At 67.2% G+C, this 17,001-nt stretch carries 14 protein-coding genes and 1 pseudogene; 6 read left to right on the top strand and 9 right to left on the bottom strand.

The features are described 5' to 3' along the window. Positions 1 to 20 precede the first annotated feature (20 nt). The 3 genes and pseudogenes from IU452_RS26185 to IU452_RS26175 all read left to right on the top strand — a co-directional run bounded on the left by IU452_RS26185 (position 21) and on the right by IU452_RS26175 (position 3,121). Positions 21 to 1,340 carry an ABC transporter substrate-binding protein gene (locus IU452_RS26185; protein ID WP_195111833.1) on the top strand — a complete coding sequence of 440 codons (1,320 nt, stop codon included), beginning with the start codon at positions 21 to 23 and terminating at the stop codon, positions 1,338 to 1,340. Next, positions 1,337 to 2,251 (top strand): carbohydrate ABC transporter permease, encoded by a 915-nt coding sequence (locus IU452_RS26180; protein WP_416382370.1) that lies wholly within the window; start codon positions 1,337 to 1,339, stop codon positions 2,249 to 2,251. The genes IU452_RS26185 and IU452_RS26180 overlap by 4 nt, the downstream gene beginning before the upstream one ends. A 41-nt stretch (positions 2,252 to 2,292) precedes the next feature. After that, a pseudogene (locus tag IU452_RS26175) lies at positions 2,293 to 3,121 on the top strand (carbohydrate ABC transporter permease). A 3-nt stretch (positions 3,122 to 3,124) separates the two neighbouring features. Here the strand turns inward: IU452_RS26175 and IU452_RS26170 are convergent. Further along, positions 3,125 to 3,763, bottom strand: a complete 639-nt coding sequence (locus tag IU452_RS26170; protein WP_195111832.1) for a response regulator — start codon at positions 3,761 to 3,763, stop codon at positions 3,125 to 3,127. A 146-nt stretch (positions 3,764 to 3,909) separates the two neighbouring features. On the opposite strand from IU452_RS26170, the gene IU452_RS26165 reads away from it, so the two are divergent. Next, entirely contained in the window at positions 3,910 to 4,356 is a 447-nt protein-coding gene (locus tag IU452_RS26165) for a pyridoxamine 5'-phosphate oxidase family protein (protein ID WP_195111831.1), read from the top strand. A gap of 75 nt (positions 4,357 to 4,431) precedes the next feature. Here IU452_RS26165 and IU452_RS26160 read toward each other — a convergent pair whose 3' ends face one another. Then, positions 4,432 to 4,680 (bottom strand): hypothetical protein, encoded by a 249-nt coding sequence (locus IU452_RS26160; RefSeq protein WP_195111830.1) that lies wholly within the window; start codon positions 4,678 to 4,680, stop codon positions 4,432 to 4,434. A gap of 124 nt (positions 4,681 to 4,804) precedes the next feature. Between IU452_RS26160 and IU452_RS26155 the strand changes: the two genes are divergently transcribed. Next, a complete protein-coding gene (locus tag IU452_RS26155) occupies positions 4,805 to 5,164 on the top strand; it encodes a hypothetical protein (protein ID WP_195111829.1) in 360 nt (119 codons plus the stop codon). A 13-nt stretch (positions 5,165 to 5,177) separates the two neighbouring features. Here IU452_RS26155 and IU452_RS26150 read toward each other — a convergent pair whose 3' ends face one another. The 7 genes from IU452_RS26150 to IU452_RS39290 all read right to left on the bottom strand — a co-directional run bounded on the left by IU452_RS26150 (position 5,178) and on the right by IU452_RS39290 (position 16,064). After that, positions 5,178 to 9,563: a HAMP domain-containing protein gene (locus IU452_RS26150; protein ID WP_195111828.1), complete on the bottom strand. Its 4,386-nt coding sequence runs from the start codon at positions 9,561 to 9,563 to the stop codon at positions 5,178 to 5,180. A gap of 34 nt (positions 9,564 to 9,597) precedes the next feature. Continuing rightward, entirely contained in the window at positions 9,598 to 10,014 is a 417-nt protein-coding gene (locus IU452_RS26145; RefSeq protein WP_195111827.1) for a response regulator, read from the bottom strand. A 99-nt stretch (positions 10,015 to 10,113) separates the two neighbouring features. Continuing rightward, on the bottom strand, positions 10,114 to 12,165 hold the full coding sequence (locus tag IU452_RS26140) for a M3 family metallopeptidase (protein ID WP_195111826.1): 2,052 nt from the start codon (positions 12,163 to 12,165) through the stop codon (positions 10,114 to 10,116). Positions 12,166 to 12,193: 28 nt separating this feature from the next. Next, the gene (locus IU452_RS26135; protein ID WP_195111825.1) at positions 12,194 to 13,243 is read right to left on the bottom strand and encodes a YeiH family protein; all 1,050 of its coding nucleotides are present in this window, start codon (positions 13,241 to 13,243) and stop codon (positions 12,194 to 12,196) included. Continuing rightward, positions 13,240 to 13,803 carry a cysteine dioxygenase family protein gene (locus IU452_RS26130; protein WP_195111824.1) on the bottom strand — a complete coding sequence of 188 codons (564 nt, stop codon included), beginning with the start codon at positions 13,801 to 13,803 and terminating at the stop codon, positions 13,240 to 13,242. The genes IU452_RS26135 and IU452_RS26130 overlap by 4 nt, the downstream gene beginning before the upstream one ends. 94 nt (positions 13,804 to 13,897) lie before the next feature. Then, positions 13,898 to 14,803: a LysR family transcriptional regulator gene (locus IU452_RS26125; protein ID WP_195111823.1), complete on the bottom strand. Its 906-nt coding sequence runs from the start codon at positions 14,801 to 14,803 to the stop codon at positions 13,898 to 13,900. Positions 14,804 to 14,891: 88 nt separating this feature from the next. After that, positions 14,892 to 16,064 (bottom strand): PucR family transcriptional regulator, encoded by a 1,173-nt coding sequence (locus IU452_RS39290; RefSeq protein ID WP_324192828.1) that lies wholly within the window; start codon positions 16,062 to 16,064, stop codon positions 14,892 to 14,894. Positions 16,065 to 16,211: 147 nt separating this feature from the next. Between IU452_RS39290 and IU452_RS26115 the strand changes: the two genes are divergently transcribed. Continuing rightward, the gene (locus IU452_RS26115; protein ID WP_195111822.1) at positions 16,212 to 17,000 is read left to right on the top strand and encodes a class II aldolase/adducin family protein; all 789 of its coding nucleotides are present in this window, start codon (positions 16,212 to 16,214) and stop codon (positions 16,998 to 17,000) included. Position 17,001 lies beyond the last annotated feature (1 nt).

Below are 17,001 nucleotides of genomic sequence, written 5' to 3'. Positions count from 1 at the left end.
ACGTATTTGGGAGGCCGGCTATGGATCGGCGAGCGCTGCTGCGTGGCGCCGTCGTGGCGGGGGCGTCGATGGCCGTGCCGGCGCTGGCCGGGTGTGGGGGCGATGCCAATGCGTTGACGTTCTTCTTTCAGGCCGCCCCGGACGAGGCTCGGGTGCGCAGGCAGATCATCGAGGCGTTCGGCCGCCTGCATCCGGAGATCGAGATCCGGGTGCAGATGTCGGGGCCCGACCCGCAGCAGCAGATCCTGACCTACTGCGCCGGAGGTAAATGCCCGGATGTGCTGATGCAGTGGGAATCGTATTCGCGCTTCGCCGAATTGGGTGTGCTGCAGGATCTGAACACCTTTCTCGACAGGGATCCGGACTATGCCGCTCGGCTGCGCGCCGATAGCACGCCGGGCCTGTCCGACACGTTCCGCTTCCAGGGCAGGCAGTATGTCCTGCCGGAACAGTGGGCGGGAATCTTCCTGTACTACAACAGGAGACTGTTCGCCGAGGCCGGGCTGACACCGCCGCCGGGCCGCTGGGAGGACGCCTGGACCTTCGCCGAATTCCTCGATGCGGCACAGGCATTGACCGAACGGGACAGCTCCGGCCGGACCACCCAGTGGGGATTCGTCGACGCCTGGCCGGTGCCCCGCTGGTCGGCGGCGATCTTCGGGATGAACAACGGCGCCGCCTGGTTCACCCCACCCATCGATCCGACGCACACGAATATCGATGACGACCGATTCATCGAGGGTTTCCAGTTCTACGCCGACCTGTCCGTGCGGCACCGCGTCGCCCCGCTGTCGGCGGATCTGCAGTCGATCTCGGCGTCCATGTCGGCACTGGATCTGTTCTCCCAGGGCAAGGCCGGGATGGTGTTGACCGGGCATTGGCAGTACAGCGCCTTCCTCGCCACACCCGACCTGGATTTCGACGTCACCGTGTTGCCCGTCGGCCCCCAGGGCGACCGCGCGAAATCCGATATCGGCACCACTGGGCTGGGCATCGCCGCATCCAGCCGCAAGAAGGACCTGGCGTGGGAGTTCGTGAAGTTCGCCACCGGGCCCGTGGGCCAGCAGGCGGTCGCCGCGTCCGGGCTGTTCGTCCCGGCGTTGCGCTCGGCCCGCAACTCACCCGAATTCGCCGACGCGCACACCAGGATTCGCAATCTCGAGGTGCTCACCGGGGGTCCCGACAATTCCAATCCCCTGCCGGTGAGCCCGAAATGGCGGCAGATCGACGCGGCCTACACGCGGTTCACCGATCGGGTGCTGCGTGGCGCCGCTACGGCATCATGGTTCAAGGAGGGACCGGCCGACGAACTCAACCGTCTGCTCAGGGAGACACCATGATGGCCCACGGCTCGGACCGGCCGCGGTCCATGTTGACCAGGCGCCGAGCCGCGGCGGGCCGGGCGTTCATCACGCCGAATCTGCTTGCGGTGCTGGTGTTCCTGCTGTTCCCGCTGGCCTTCTCGCTGTATCTGAGCTTCCAGCACTGGGATATGTTCGGCGATCCGGAATTCCTCGGGACGGCGAACTATCGCCGGTTGTTCGCCGAGGATCCGCTGTTCTACATCGCGTTGCGCAACACCGTGATCTTCACGATCGCCACCCTGATTCCGACGGTCGTCATCAGCCTCGCCGTCGCCGCCGCATTGAACGCGAAACTCAAAGGGATCGGCATCTTCCGCGGCATCATGTTCATGCCCCTGGTCGCCTCCACCGCGGCGATGACCATCGTCTGGGGCTTCATGTTCAATACCGAAGGCGGACTGTTCAATACGGTGCTGGGATGGTTCGGTATCGATCCCGTCCGCTGGCTCATCGACCCGGTGTGGGCGATGGTGTCGCTGTGTCTGGTCAGCATCTGGAAGAGCGTCCCGTTCGCCGCGGCCGTGCTGTTGGCCGCGATGCAGGGTGTGCCCGGTGACCTGTACGAGGCCGCGCGCATCGACGGCGCCGGTGGGCCGCAGCGGTTCCGGTCGATCACCCTGCCGTTGATCCGGCCCGCCCTGGGGTTCGTCTTCGTCATCTCGATCATCAATTCGTTCCAGGCGTTCGACCAGGCCTACGTCCTCACCGGCGGCCACGGCGGGCCGGAAACCGGCACCTACATCTTCGGCATCATGCTGTTCCAGAACGCCTTCGCCTTCAACGATCTCGGCTATGCCTGCGCGCTGGCCTGGGTCGTGTTCGCGATCCTGCTGCTGCTCACCTATCTGCAGCTGCGGTTGGGTCGCACCGGCACGGAAGAGGCGTAATCGTGTCCGCCGCACAGACCTTCGGTCCCCGGTATCAGCGGGTGATCGCTCGCCGCACCCTGCGCGGACTGCTGGGCTACCTCGCGCTGGTGATCATGGCCTGGTGCGCGCTGCTACCCGTGCTGTGGGCGCTGGCCGGTTCATTGAAGAAGCAGGGACAAATCGTCGGCTCGGGGCTCGTGCCGGACGATCCGCAATGGTCGAACTACCGCCTGGTCTTCGAGTTCGTGCCGTTCGGGAGGATGTTCCTCAATACGGTGATCTATGCCGGATGCGTCACGGCCGGGCAGGTGTTCTTCTGTTCGCTGGCCGGATACGCCTTCGCCCGCCTGCCGTTCAAGGGACGGGATCTGGTGTTCCTGGCCTACCTGGGCACGCTCATGGTGCCCTTGACCGTCACCGTGATTCCGCAATTCATTCTGATGCGCACCTTCGGCTGGGTGGACAGCCCGCTGGCGATGATCGTTCCCGGGCCTGTTCGGCAGCGCCTTCGGGACCTATCTGATGCGGCAGTTCTTCCTGACCCTGCCCACCGAATTGGAGGAGGCCGCCATCCTCGATGGCTGCTCGATCTGGCAGACCTATTGGCGGGTCCTCCTTCCGCACGCCCGGCCCGCGGTCCTGGTGCTGGCGGTGCTCACCTGGGTGACGGTCTGGAACGATTTCCTGTGGCCGCTGATCATGATTCAGCGCAACAGCATCTCCACCCTCAACCTCGGCCTGGTGTGGCTGCAGGGGCAGTACACCGCGAATTGGCCGGTGTTCATGGCCGCCTCGGTGCTGATGCTGGCGCCGATGCTCGTCGTGTACGCCTTCGCGCAGAAGGCCTTCGTGCTCGGTATCACCACCACCGGCCTCGCGGGACGGTGAACTTCAGAGATGTCCCGAACGCAGTTTGGAGGCGTAGACGGCGGCCTGGGTGCGTCGCTCCATCCCGAGTTTCGTCAGCAGGCGCGAGACGTAGTTCTTGACGGTCTTCTCCGCCAGGAACATCCGTTCCGCGATCTGGCGATTGGTCAGTCCCTCACCGAGCAGATCGAGCAGCCTGCGTTCCTGATCGGTGAGGGCGGTCAGCGGGCCGTCCACCCCCGTGCCGTGGCGCAGCCGCTCCATCAGCGCGGCGGCGGCCCGATTGTCCAGCAGCGAGCGCCCCGCGCCGACATCCTTGACGGCCCTGGCCAATTCCATGCCTTTGATGTCCTTGATGACATATCCACTGGCCCCGGCCAGGATGGCGTCGAGCATCGCGTGCTCGTCGGTGTAGGAGGTGAGGATCAGACAGTGCAGGCCGTCGAGCCTCGACAGCAGGTCGCGGCACAGTTCGATGCCGTTGCCGTCGGGCAGGCGCACATCGAGCACGGCGACGTCCGGCCGCAGCGCGGGAATGCGAGCCAGCGCGGTGGCGACGTCCCCGGCCTCGCCGACGACCCGCAGATCCGGATCTTCCTCGAGCAGATCGACCAGGCCGCGCCGGACGATCTCATGGTCGTCGACCAGGAACACCGTGTACATGGGGGTGTCCAATCGGAAGGCAGTGGTGGGATCACGATAATCCCGCGCCGATGCGAGAGCATGACTTTCGACTCTGTCGTCCGCCGTCGGCGCGATGATCTGATGAGACCTCAGGCCCTCGACACGGAAGCGGTGGTCACGCGGTGATGACCGGCACCCACCAGAACGGCGGATCCGGACTGCGGTCCGTCGAGATCGACCGCGACGAGGCCATGCTGCTCTTGGCGGCTGCCCCCTTCGGGCGGGTGGTGTTCACCCGCTCCGCGCTCCCGGCGATCCAGCCGGTCCCCCATGTCGTGGACGGCGGCCAGATCATCATTCGCACCCGCCTGACCGCGCGGCTGACGTCCGCGGTGCGCACCGCGCCGGACGTGGTAGTCGCCTACCAAGCCGATCAGATCGATCCTGCGCGGCACACCGGCTGGTCGGTGGTGGTGACCGGGCGGGCCCGACCGCTCGCCGACTCCGAGCGGGTCGCCCGATACGAGCAATTGCTGCGCCCGTGGGTCGGCGCATTCGCGAACACCGTCGTGTCCATCGAACCCAGCATCGTCACCGGGATCCGGCTCGTCGAAACCCGACTCGAGGCGTAGACCCCGGCGTCGTGCGATTCGCGGCAACCGGCACCGCGAACCGCACGACCGGCCGGGAGGACCATGGACCCGCGGTCACCGCCATCGTCCGCCACGGGCGAGAAAACCCCAGCGCAGCAACAAGACCGCCGATCCGACATGCAACATCAGCGCCGAATACACCAGCTCGGCACCGTAGTCCCGGGCCCAGTCCGGCAGGCGGGCCGCGAAAACCACGGCCAGGGCCAGCATCCCGACGCCGATCGCCAGGGCCGGCCCGGCGAGCACTCCGGGATCCGGGTCCGGTAGGCGCGCGCCGCTCCGATGCGCCGGGAAGTCGTTCATGTGCCGTCCTGTGTCGATGCTGTGAAGTCGCTACCAGTCTTGCGGTCGGTGCCGCACCGGTGCAGAGCAGTAGGCCCTGCCTCGAGAGGGCTTTGGTCCCATCGCCGGATCCACGCCGCGAGCGGTGACCAAAGACCCTGCCGAATCGTGCGGGGCCGACGGCATACTCGTCGTCATGACCATCGCCGTGCCGAGGGAGGAACTCGATCCCTACCCGAGCCTGCCGACCGGTGCCGCATTCGTCGAGGCCCACGACGGGCTCGTGCGCAAGCTCTTCGATGCCGGGCTGCGAATGCACAAGATACGCACGATCATCGAACGCGAGAACGCCGTCACCGACGAGGTCCGCGCCGGGGTCGGCAGCGTGCTCGACGATCTGGACATCATCATTCGCGATGCCGGTCTGACGATGCTGACACTCGTCCGCGAGAACAACGCCCTCGCCGCGCCGAGCCGACCGGCCAGAAGGCATCGGATGCGGTAGCGATCCGGCGTCCTCACGCCTCGACGACGGCGCCGCGCGCCGCTGCCGTCCCCGGCTCGATCCGCAACCAGCGGGCGATGCAGTTCAGAAGTTCGTCGGGGTCGACGGGTTTGGTGATGTAGTCGCTGGCGCCGGAGGCCAGACTCTTTTCGCGATCGCCCGCCATCGCCTTGGCGGTGACCATGATGATCGGGAGCCGGTCGAAACTGGGCATCCTCCGAATCGCCGCGGTGGTGGCGTAGCCGTCCATCTCCGGCATCATCACGTCCATCAGGATCACGTCGACGTCCGGCTGCGCCTGCAGCGCCTCGATGCCCTTGCGCCCGTTCGAGGCATGGTCCACCGACATCCCGTTCAACTCCAGCATTCCCGCGATCGCGAGGACATTGCGGGCGTCGTCGTCGACGATCAGCACCCGCCGTCCCCGCAGTCCCGCATGCCCGACCCGGGTGGCCGAGGTCTCGGAGGTGGTGCGGCGCGGTTGGGTCAGCAGCAGGATGAACCGCTCGCGCAACTCGTCCGGTGCGGTCAGCAGTTCCACCCGGCGGTGGGTGTCGGCCGCCGCGAATCCGCGTTTGCGGTCGGCGTCGAGCTCGCCGGCCGGATACGCGAGCACCGGAATACTTCTCGCCGCCACGGCCTCGCGCAGCCCGTCGAGGAACTCCGGTGCGGACACGCCCGGCAGGCTCGCATCCAGCAGCACGCACTGGTACGGCTTGGTCGGCAGGGCCTCGAGTGCCCGGTCCGGTGTGCCGACGGTTTCGATGTCGATCGGCCCACCGGTGGCCGCAAGTTCGCGGAGGACCTCGCCGACGAGGCGGGTCAGCGGCCGGTTGCCGGGATCCTCGACGACGAGCACCGGCCAGCCCAGCGACCACGGTCGCAGCCGTGATTCGGCGGTGGTTTCCGGTTGCGGCGTCACCGGCAGGCAGAGGGTGAAGGTGCTGCCGACCCCGAGCCGGCTCTCGGCCCGGATCTCGCCGCCGAGCAGATTCGCCACCTGCCTGCTGATCGACAGGCCGAGCCCGGTGCCGCCGTAGCGCCGACTGGTGGTGCCATCGGCCTGCTGGAATGCGCCGAAGATCGTTTCCAGATTCTGCTCGGCGATGCCGATGCCGGTGTCGCTCACGCTGAAGGTGACCTGATCCTCGCAGCGCCGCACGTCGAGCCGGATCCTGCCCTTCTCGGTGAATTTCACCGCATTGGACAGCAGGTTGCGCAGCACCTGCCGCAGCCGCTGCTCGTCGGTGTTGAGACGGTCGGGAACATCGTGCGCCACGTCGATATCGAAGGCGAGGCCCTTCTGGCTGGTGAGCGGCCGGAATGTGGTCCGCACGTATTCCATCAACTGCCGCAGCGGAACCGGTTCGGTATGCAGTTCCATCTTCCCCGCCTCGACCTTGGACAGGTCGAGGATGTCGTCGATGAGCTGCTGCAACTCCTTGCCGGCGGATCGGATGACCTTGGCGAACTCGACCTGCTTCGCCGTGAGGTTGTGGGTGGTGTTCTTCGCCAGCACGTCCGCCAGGATGAGCAGGCTGGTCAACGGTGTGCGCAATTCATGCGACATATTTGCGAGGAATTCCGACTTGTACTTCGACGCCAGTGCGAGCTGCTGGGCTCGTTCCTCGATCTCCTGCCTGGCCTGTTCGATCTCGAAATTCTTCATCTCGATATCGCGGTTCTGGCGCACGAGCAGCTCCGCCTTCTCCTCGAGCTCCGCATTCGACTGCTGCAGCTCTCCGGCGAGTCGCTGCGACTCCTCGAGCAGGGAGTCGGTGCGCGCGTTGGCCATGATGGTGTTGACGTTCACGCCGATGGTTTCCATCAGCTGTTCGAGGAAATCGCGCTGCACGGCGGTGAATCGGTTGAACGACGCCAGCTCGATGACCGCGAGCACCTGGTCTTCGAAGACGATCGGCAACACGATCAGATTGACCGGCCGGGCCACACCGAGACCGGAGGCGATCTGCACGTACTCCGGCGGTGTCCGGTCGACCACGATGGCCTTCTTGGTCATCGCCACCTGACCGACGAGCGACTGGCCGAGTTCGAAGACCGTGCCGTCCTCGGTGCGCCCGTACCCGGCGATCAGCCGCAGCCGCTCGCGGTCACCGTGGGTCTCCATGAAGAAGAACGTGCCGTACTGGGCGTCGACCAGCGGGGTCACCTGGTTCATGATCAGCTGAGCGACGGCGCTGAGCTCGCGATGTCCCTGCAGGCGTCCGGAAATGCGGGCCAGGTTGGTGTTGAGCCAGGCCTGCTGCTCGTTGGCGCCGGTGGTCTCGCGCAGCGACTGCACCATCGCGTTGATGTTGTTCTTGAGCTCGGCGACCTCACCCTGCGCCTCGACCGAGATCGAGCGGGTGAGATCTCCGGTCGCCACCGCGCTGGTGACCTCGGCGATGGCGCGCACCTGACGGGTCAGGTTGCCGGCGAGCTCATTGACGTTCTCGGTCAACCGTTTCCACGTTCCGGACACGCCCTCGACCTCGGCCTGTCCGCCGAGCCGCCCCTCCTTGCCCACCTCGCGCGCCACGCGGGTCACCTCCGCCGCGAATGCCGAGAGCGTGTCGACCATGGTGTTGATCGTGGTCTTGAGCTCGAGGATCTCGCCGCGGGCGTCGACGTCGATCTTCTGCGACAGTTCGCCGCGCGCCACCGCCGTGGTCACCTGGGCGATGGAGCGAACCTGGCTGGTCAGATTGCCCGCCATCGAATTCACGTTGTCGGTCAGGCTCTTCCACGTGCCCGCCACATTGGGGACGCGGGCCTGTCCGCCGAGGATGCCCTCGGTGCCGACCTCGCGGGCGACGCGGGTGACCTCGTCGGCGAAGGCGGACAGGGTGTCGACCATCGTGTTGATGGTCTGCGCCAGCGCGGCGACCTCCCCCTTGGCCTCGACCGTGATCTTCTGGGACAGATCGCCTTTCGCCACCGCGGTGGCGACCTGGGCGATGGAGCGGACCTGATCGGTGAGGTTGTCCGCCATGACGTTGACGGACTCGGTGAGGCTCTTCCACGTGCCGGACACGCCCTTCACATCGGCCTGCCCGCCGAGCCTGCCCTTGGTGCCGACCTCGCGGGCGACACGGGTGACCTCGTCGGCGAACGAGGACAGCGTGTCGACCATCGTATTGATGGTGTCCTTCAGCTCGAGGATCTCGCCCCGGGCATCCACCCGGATCTTCTGCGAGAGGTCGCCGCGCGCCACGGCGGTGGTGACCTCGGCGATGGAGCGGACCTGATCGGTGAGGTTGGCGGCCATGACGTTGACCGATTCGGTGAGGCTCTTCCACGTGCCGGACACACCCTTCACATCGGCCTGCCCGCCGAGCCTGCCCTCGGTGCCGACCTCGCGGGCGACGCGGGTGACCTCGTCGGCGAACGAGGACAACGTGTCGACCATCGTGTTGATGGTCTGCGCCAGCGCGGCGACCTCCCCCTTGGCCTCGACCGTGATCTTCTGGGACAGATCGCCTTTCGCCACCGCGGTGGCGACCTGGGCGATGGAGCGGACCTGATCGGTGAGGTTGTCCGCCATGAAGTTCACCGATTCGGTCAGGCCCTTCCAGGTGCCCGACACCCCGAACACCTGGGCCTGTCCGCCGAGCCTGCCCTCGGTGCCGACCTCGCGGGCAACGCGGGTGACCTCGTCGGCGAACGAGGACAACGTGTCGACCATCGTGTTGATGGTGTTCTTCAGCTCCAGGATCTCGCCCCGGGCGTCCACGGTGATCTTCTGCGACAGATCGCCCTTCGCCACCGCGGTGGTCACCTCCGCGATGGACCGGACCTGGGCGGTGAGGTTGCCGGCCATGATGTTCACCGATTCGGTGAGATCACGCCACGTGCCCGACACCGCGGGCACCCGCGCCTGACCACCCAGTCTGCCCTCGCTGCCGACCTCGCGCGCGACACGGGTCACCTCGTCGGCGAACGCCGAGAGCTGGTCCACCATCGTGTTGATGGTGTTCTTGAGCTCGAGCAGCTCGCCCTTGACATCCACCGTGATCTGCTGGGACAGATCGCCTTTCGCTACCGCGGTCGCCACGCCCGCGATGTCGCGCACCTGAGCGGTGAGGTTGTCGGCCATCGCGTTCACCGAATCGGTGAGGTCCTTCCAGCTGCCGGAGACATCCGGCACCGACGCCTGGCCGCCGAGTTTGCCCTCGGTGCCGACCTCGCGGGCGACCCGGGTGACCTCGGTGGTGAACAGCGCGAGCTGATCGACCATGCCGTTGAAGACGACGGAGATCTCGTCCAGCAGCGGGTCACCGACCTTGGGCAGGTAGCGCCGGAAGTCGCCGTCGCGAACCGCCTTGAGCCCGTCCAGCAAGGGCTGCAGGCGCTCGTCGTTGCCGCTCACTCGGTCCTCGGTCACGGTCTGCTGGACCATTGGCTCGCCTGCCTTCACCCGCTGGTTGGTGTCACTACGTGAGGTCGACGTCGAAGCAATCGTGGCCTGCGGCAACTTGCCGGATGACGGCCAGCAGGTCGTCGAACCGGCCGGATTTCAAGACCAATCCGGCGCCGCCGGCGGCCATCGCCCGATCGAGCATGAGCCGGTCCGCGGCACCGGTGAACACCAGCACCCTGGTTTCCGGTGCCGCACTGCGCAATCGCCCGATCGCATCGATCCCGTCGCCGTCGGGCAACCTGCGGTCGAGCAGGATGACCTGCGGATGCAATCGGCCCGCCGCGGCGATCGTGTCCGCGACGGACCCCGTCGTCTCGACGATCTCGATGTCGTCGACCAATTCGAACGCGGAGTGCAGAGCCGTCACGACCATGGGATGGTCCTCCGCAAGCAACAGCCGCGTGGGCCAACCCTCGATGTCAGTCGGCATGCGCGAGAGTCTAGGCCGACACTCTCCGGTTACCGCCAGGTTTGGACGCTGTACGGTTGCTGGGCGAATTGCCCGCTGGTAAGCCGCTGGCCCGATGAGTCACTGGGCCAGTCCACGCCGAATCAGGAGCGGTTCGATCTCGGGCGCCCGGCCCCGGAAGGATTCGAACGCCTCGAGGGGGTCCACCGACCCGCCCCGCGACAGCAGTTCGCGCCGGAACACCTCGCCCTTCTCGCGGATCGTGGCGGCACCGTCGGTGAACCACTCGACCGCATCCGCGTCCAGAACCTCGCTCCAAATGTAGGAGTAGTAGCCTGCCGCGTAACCGCCGGAGAAGATGTGCTGGAAGTAGCCCGTCCGGTATCGCGGCGGAATAGCCTCCATCGCGAGACCCGCCGTCCGCAACGCCTGCTCCTCGAATGCCTCGGTGTCGATCCCGCTCAGCACCTGCGCATCGGGCACGCGGTGCCACGCCCAATCCAACAGCGCCGCACCGAGATACTCGACCGTGCGGAAGCCCTCGCCGAACCGCTCGGCCGCCGCCGTGCGCTCGACCAGATCGGCGGGCATCGGCTCACCGGTCTCGATGTGCCTGGCGTAGTTGGCCAGTATCTCGGGCCGGGTCATCCACATCTCGTTCACCTGCGACGGGAATTCCACGAAGTCCCGCGGCACCTCGGTCCCCGCGAAGAACGGGTAGCGCACATCCGAGAACAACCCGTGCAGCGCGTGCCCGAACTCATGGAACAGGGTCCTGACGTTGTCCCAGGTGAGCAGTGCCGGTTCGCCCGTCGGCGGCTTCACGATATTGAGGTTGTTGACGACCACGGCACGTGTCCCCACGAGCCTTGACTGGCTGACCAATTCGTTCATCCAGGCCCCGCCGCGTTTGGACGGCCGGGCGAAGAAGTCGCCGAGGAAAAGACCCAATCCCTCGCCGTCCGCGTCGAATACCTCGAAGACCCGGACCTCCGGGTGATAACCGACCAGGTCCCGGCGCTCCCGAACCGTGATCCCATAGGCCTGCTCGGCGGCGAAGAACACCCCGTCCCGCAGCACCCGCTCGAGCTCGAAGTAGGGCCGCAGCACCTCCAGATCCACCGAGAACCGTTCGGACCGAATCCTTTCCGACCAGTACTGCCAGTCCCAGGAGCGGAGTTCGGCATCCTGCCCGAGGGCATCGGACCCATGCGCCCGCATCGCCGCCGCCAACTCGGCCGCCTCGCGCTGCGCGTTGGCCACCGCCGGTGCAACCAACCGCCCGAGCATCTCCTCGACCGCGTCGGTGGTCTTCGCGGTCTGATTCTCCACCTCGTACGTCGCATGGTCCGGGTAGCCGAGCAGCCGTGCTCGCTCGGCGCGCAAGGTGGCGATCCGGACGGCGAGGCGCCCGCCCTCACCCAGCCCACGCCCCAGCGACGCCGCCATCACCCGCCGTCGCAGGTCCCGGTTCGCCAGTTCGGCGAGGACGGGCTGGTTGGAGACGTTCTGCAGGCTCAGCGCCCATGCCCCCGCGTGCCCCAGCGACCGCGCGTTCTCGGCCGCGGCGGCCACCGCTGCCGGTCCGAGCCCGGCCAATTCCTCCACGTTGTGCACGATCACCGTCGCGGCGTTGGTGTCGGCCAGGGCGTTGTGTTTGAACTCCGTTGCCGCCGTGGCGAGTTCCGCGTTGAGTTCCCGTAGCCGGGCCTGCCCGGCGGCGTCCAGCCGAGCGCCGGAGCGGACGAACCGGATGTGATACTGCTCCAGCAGCCGCAGTTCCTCGGCGTCCAGGCCCAGTTCGTCGCGGCGCCGATAGAGCGATTCGATTCGGGTGAACAGATCGCGATCGAGATATATCGCGTCCCGATGCGCGGCGAGCCGCGCCGAGATCTCCGCCTCGATCGCATCGGTACCCGCACTGGCATCCGAGCCGGTGATATTGAAGAAGACCTTCGACACCCGGGTCAGCAGCGCCCCCGAACGCTCCAGTGCCACCACGGTATCGGCGAACGTGGCCTCCTCGTCGCCGGATGTGATGGCAGCGATCTCGGCCAGGTGCTCGGCCATGCCGCGCTCGAACGCGGGCAGGTAGTGTTCCCCGTCGATCTCGGCGAACGGCGGCAGTTCGTAAGGAAGCGTGCTGCGCTCGAAGAACGGGTTGCTCGTCATGACCAAACCCTATGCCGGTGCCCTCGAATCAGGTGGTGAGCAGCACGCCCGCGTAGGAGACGGCGGCAATGGTCACCCACGAGGCGAGTCCGAGTGCGGCCATCCGACCGCCCGTGCGTGTCATCGTCGACAGGTTGATCATCGCGCCGAGGCCGAACAGAGCGGCCGCGAGCAGCAGACCCTGTGCGGCATTGGCGAACTCCAGGATCTCGGGCGGGACCTGCCCCGTACTGCGAATCATGATCATCACGAGAAAGCCCGCGACGAACAGCGGTACGAGAGGTGGGCGGGCGCCACCTTCCGGATGGGCTCCGCTGGCGCGGCGGTGGGCGGCCACCAGGGCGACGAGCGGCGCGAGCAGCACGACCCGCATGAGTTTCACGAGCACCGCGGCGCTCAGGGCGGCGGCGCCCGCGGTCTGTGCCGCCGCGACCACCTGTCCCACATCGTGCACGCTCGCGCCGACCCAGCGTCCGAAGGCCTGTTCGCCGAGGCCGAGCGGATGTTGGAGCAGGGGTAGCACGGCGATGGCGAGCGTACCGCACAGCGTCACGACAGCGACCGAGTCGGCGACGTCCTCTTCGCGGCTGCCCGACACCCGGCTGACGGCGCCGATCGCCGAAGCGCCGCAGATCGAGTAGCCGGTCGCGACCAGCAGCGGCTGGTCGCCCGGCAGCCCGATCCGGCGACCGAGCCACAGCGTGCCGAGGAACGTCACGACCACCACGGTCAGCACCATCACCGCCGTCGCCCAGCCGAGCCTCATCACATCGGAGACACTCAGTTGCAGGCCGAGCAGAACGATCGCCAGCCGCATCACCTGCTTGGACGCGATGCTCAGTCCGGCACGGGCACTCGTCCGCACGAACGGCCGCAACCCCGGCAGATGCGCCGCGACCACGCCCAGCACCACGGCCACCGTCGGCACCGGAGCGATCGGGAACAGGTAGTGGATGAGCGTGGCCGAACCGACACCGACGGCGGCAACGGCCAGTCCCGTGGCGCCGCCGGCCGGGAGGAAGGCCGAGCGAAACTGCGGCGCGAACCAGGAGGCGGGCGGGCGTAGCCGCTGACTCATGCTTCCTCGACCGGCGCCGCGTAGACCCTGCGGATGCTGGTGCCGAGCCGGGAGATGTCCGCGCCGTACAGGTGGATCGAAATCGCCTTGGCCTCACCGGCATTGCGGACCCGGTGGATGTCGCCGGGCGGCGCGAATGCCGAGACCGCCCCGACCGGATTGAGCACGTCGCCGACCACGACCAGGCGGCAGGCCGGGCCGTCGGGCACCAGCCGGTAGCGGCGCTCGCTCTCCTGGCCTTCGTGCACGCCCGCCACACACCAGGACACGTGGTCGTGGATCGAGGTTTGCTGGCCGGGCAGCCAGACCAGTGCGACGATCGAGAAGCTGCCGTCCTCTTCGGCGTGTAAGACGTGCTGGCGGTAGCGATCCGGGTCTCCTTCGCACTGCTCCGGGGTGAGCAGGCCGGGCTTGCCCAGGACGTGTTCCAGTGCCCGCCCGGCCATTTCGGCCGTCGGCTGGGGAGCAAGGCCGCGCCGTACGATCCGGCGCACCGATTCGATCAGCTCGTCGAGGAGTGCGGTCCTTCTGGTGGTGACGGAGTCAGCGAGCGCAGGCATGACTGCAGTGTCGAGCCGACCTACATATAACGTCCAATGACGACTTCTTGGTCAATTACCAAGAGCCGCTTATGGATAGGGGTGACGGGGGACCTCAGCAACCGATGCGCGCGGCCGCGGCCGTCTCGAGTTCGTCCAGCACGAGACCGACGGCCGGAACACGCCGGTGGTCGGCCAGGACGAATGCGGAGACCCGGCGCGTCGGCCGTCCTGCCAGGACGCGCCCCGTTACCTCCGGGTGGCACAGGAACGACAGCACCAGCGCGGGCATGAGCGCCACCCCCACTCCCGCCGCGACCAGGCTCTGAACGGCGAGGTTGTCGTCGGTGGTGAACACGATGTCCGGCACGAAATTCTCCTCGGCGCACAGATGCAGCAGATTGGCCCTGCATCGCGGGCATCCTGCGATCCACCGCTCCTCGGCGAGGTCCCCGAGCCGCACACTGTGGTGGCGGGCGAGCGGATGCCCGGCGGGCAGCAGGACCGTCAGCAGGTCCTCCATCAGCGCGATCCGGACGACCTCGGCCGACGGCTCGGCGTGCGACTCCTGATAGGTGAAGGCAAGCGCGATGTCGCACTCGCCGCGGTTGAGCCGCCAGAGCGACTCGGGGGGCTCGGCCTCCTGCAATTCCACCCGTATGCCCGGATGATCGGCCAGCAGATTGGCCGCCGCCCTCGGGACGAATGTGGCATTCGCGCTGGGGAAGGCGCACAGCCGGACCAGCCCGGATTCCAGTTTGGCGAGCGCGCGCAGCTGGTTGTGCGCCGCCGCCAGATCGCTCACGATGATCTCGGCGTGCCGGGCCAGCGCCGTACCCGCCTCGGTCAGCTGCAGGCCACGGCCCATCCGGGTGAACAGCGGCATGCCGACTTCCCGCTCCAATGCCTTCATCTGCTGGGTGATCGCCGGCTGGGTGTATCCGAGGCTGCGCGCAGCCGCCGAATAGGACCCACTGCGAACGACTTCGAGAAATGTCTTGATGTGCCGGGATTCGAGCATCACCGAATCATAAGGAGAGTTTTGATTGAAGCTCCAACTCGTGATCGCGTACCTGTCCGCTGCCTCCCACCCCGACGTCCTCGTCCCGCTACCGCAGCCCGGCACCGCCGTGGACGGCTCGGGGAGCACCTAGCCCGCGGCGGGAATGAAACAGCCAGTGTTGCAGTGCCCACCACTGGTGTGCAGTCTCGGCAACGGTGGTGTGGTCGGGGCCGGTCAGGCGGTGGCCGGTGAGTTCGCTGAAACGCCGTAAGCGGTATTTGACGGTGTTGGTGTGGATGTGCAGCGCGAGGGCGGTGGGTTCGATGCGGCCGCGGTGGTCGAGGTAGGCCAGCGCGGTCTCGGCGAGATCGCCGTGGAACGGGTCGGTGGGATCGAGGCCGGTGAGCAGCTGCGACGCCAGAATTCCGCCCAGTTCCGGCTGATTGTGGGTGGCGGTGAGCAAGGCCAGATCGGTGAGCTTGCGCAGTCCGGACAGCCCTGCCGCATGACCTGCCCGCAACGCCCGGCGGGCGAGCTCGTACAGCGGGGCCACCTGTGCGGGCCGGGCGGCGGGAGCCGCCACGAGTAACGGGCAGTCGTCGCCGAGCCGAGGCAACCGGGCAACCAAGGCCACCAGCCGCCCATCGACCAGCCCGCTCAGTCCCGTGCCACCGGCCATCAGCGCGGTCGCCAGGCGTCCCGCGACGGTCGGATCGCTGATATCGCTGACCACACAGTGATAGGTGGCCGACGCGGTGAGTGGCACGCCCGAGGAGGTCTGCTCGCCGTGCAAAAGCTGTCGCAGCGTTTGGGTTTCACGCTCGGTTCGAGTGCGCGCCAGGTTCAGCTCGGTCTCGCGGTGGGTGTGCACGATACGGTGCACCACCACGGTGCCGATCTGGTCGAGGTGGACGACGGCATCGAGCAGTGCCTGTGGCGGGACCGCCAGTGCGTGCCCCTGCTCGATGAGCATCCGCTTCATACAGGACAGGCTGGCCTGGACCCCGTCCAGCAGGGCTTCTATCGATATGCCCTGCTGAGCCCGCTGCGAGCCCAGGCGTTCGGCCGCGGCCAGGACCTCCTCGCTCGGCGTGCTGTCGTCGGTCACGATGCCCCGCAACAGGACCCGGGCGTGGCGGCGGATCTCCTCCTCCGGTAAGGCCGCGATCGGAGGCGACGCCTCGCGCGAGGCCCGCACCATGGCTCGGACCATGGTCTGCGCCACGGCCGGCTCGCGGGCGTGTTCGATCAGCCGAGCCCGCGCTCGGTTACTCGTCACCTGTTTCACGATCACTCCATCCCCATTGTCGGTTTCGGACAACCAACAGGGTCAGCACTGTCTCCAAACAGCCTAGATGGGGGCGGACGACAGGTGTTGTAGTTGGTCATCGATAGGCACAGCAGATGCTCGACAAGGAGGTTTCCGATGCCTGATACCGAGCAGATCCTGGAGAAGGCACTTTCGGGCGTGCCGATGCCGCCCTCGTTCGACACCGTGGCGGACGAGCGTCGGCACCGCAAGCAGCGACTCGCCGCCGCGTTTCGACTGTTCGGCAAGTTCGGGTTCGAGGAAGGCGTGGCCGGGCACATCACCGCACGCGACCCGGAGCTGACCGATCACTTCTGGGTCAACCCGTTCGGCATGTCCTTCAAGCACATTCGGGTCAGCGACCTGGTCCTGGTCAACCATCAGGGCGAGGTGGTGGAGGGCCGGTACACGGTCAACGACGCCGCCTTCGCCATCCACTCCCAGGTGCACCGGGCCCGCCCGGACGTGGTGGCCGCCTGCCACAGCCACTCCACCTACGGGCGCGCGCTGTCGACGCTCGGCGACAGACTGGAGCCGATCACCCAGGACGCCTGCGCGTTCTATCGGGACCACGGCCTGTTCGACGACTACACCGGGGTGGTCACCGACCTCGAGGAGGGCAAGCGCATCGCCGCCGCCCTCGCCGATCACAAGGCCGTCATCCTGCGCAACCACGGCCTGCTCACCGTCGGCGACACCGTGGACGCCGCCTCCTGGTGGTTCATCACGATGGAACGCTCCTGCCAGGTCCAGCTGCTCGCCAAGGCCGCCGGCCAACCCGTGCCGATCGACCCCGACAGCGCGGCACTGACGCACCAGCAGGTCGGCAGCAGCCTGGCCGGGTGGATCCAATTCCAGCCGCTGTATCAGCAGATCAGCCGCGAACAACCCGACCTGTTCGACTGAC

The sequence above is a fragment of the Nocardia transvalensis genome (assembly GCF_015477765.1).
Taxonomy (GTDB): Bacteria; Actinomycetota; Actinomycetes; order Mycobacteriales; family Mycobacteriaceae; genus Nocardia; species Nocardia transvalensis_A.
This window is presented reverse-complemented; position numbering and strand designations above follow the sequence as displayed.

Coding starts and splice junctions, on each gene's coding strand:
- IU452_RS26185 (WP_195111833.1), top strand. CDS start 21: ATGGATCGGCGAGCGCTGCTGCGTGGCGCCGTCGTGGCGGGGGCGTCG.
- IU452_RS26180 (WP_416382370.1), top strand. CDS start 1,337: ATGATGGCCCACGGCTCGGACCGGCCGCGGTCCATGTTGACCAGGCGC.
- IU452_RS26170 (WP_195111832.1), bottom strand. CDS start 3,763: ATGTACACGGTGTTCCTGGTCGACGACCATGAGATCGTCCGGCGCGGC.
- IU452_RS26165 (WP_195111831.1), top strand. CDS start 3,910: ATGACCGGCACCCACCAGAACGGCGGATCCGGACTGCGGTCCGTCGAG.
- IU452_RS26160 (WP_195111830.1), bottom strand. CDS start 4,680: ATGAACGACTTCCCGGCGCATCGGAGCGGCGCGCGCCTACCGGACCCG.
- IU452_RS26150 (WP_195111828.1), bottom strand. CDS start 9,563: ATGGTCCAGCAGACCGTGACCGAGGACCGAGTGAGCGGCAACGACGAG.
- IU452_RS26145 (WP_195111827.1), bottom strand. CDS start 10,014: ATGCCGACTGACATCGAGGGTTGGCCCACGCGGCTGTTGCTTGCGGAG.
- IU452_RS26140 (WP_195111826.1), bottom strand. CDS start 12,165: ATGACGAGCAACCCGTTCTTCGAGCGCAGCACGCTTCCTTACGAACTG.
- IU452_RS26135 (WP_195111825.1), bottom strand. CDS start 13,243: ATGAGTCAGCGGCTACGCCCGCCCGCCTCCTGGTTCGCGCCGCAGTTT.
- IU452_RS26130 (WP_195111824.1), bottom strand. CDS start 13,803: ATGCCTGCGCTCGCTGACTCCGTCACCACCAGAAGGACCGCACTCCTC.
- IU452_RS26125 (WP_195111823.1), bottom strand. CDS start 14,803: ATGCTCGAATCCCGGCACATCAAGACATTTCTCGAAGTCGTTCGCAGT.
- IU452_RS26115 (WP_195111822.1), top strand. CDS start 16,212: ATGCCTGATACCGAGCAGATCCTGGAGAAGGCACTTTCGGGCGTGCCG.